This window comes from Burkholderia sp. GW821-FHT14F03, from assembly GCF_058803765.1.
In genome coordinates this window covers 1-299 of sequence record NZ_JBXAPG010000065.1, presented here as the reverse complement: position 1 = coordinate 299, position 299 = coordinate 1, and the positions used below count along the sequence as shown (strand labels likewise).

1 pseudogene is annotated in these 299 nt (G+C 59.9%); it reads left to right on the top strand.

Annotated features, from left to right (window positions below):
* Window positions 1-299: pseudogene (locus AC1RQF_RS30080) on the top strand (hypothetical protein); the annotation flags it as partial.

The following is a 299-nucleotide window of genomic DNA, read 5'->3' as shown; positions in this document are numbered from 1 at the left end:
AATTCGACGGCGAACGGTCAGAATGCGCTGGCCAAGGGCGAGGGTTCTTCTGCGATCGGTCAGAATGCGCAGGCCACCGAGAAGAACGCAACGGCTACGGGTAACAATTCGATAGCGTCCGGCGTGAATTCGACGGCGAATGGTCAGAATGCAAATGCCACGGGCGAAGGTTCTTCGGCCCTCGGTCAGAATGCGCAGGCCAGCAAGAAGAACGCGACCGCAACGGGTAACAACGCGATGGCGTCCGGTGTGAATTCGACGGCGAACGGTCAGAACGCACAGGCCATCGCCGACAACGC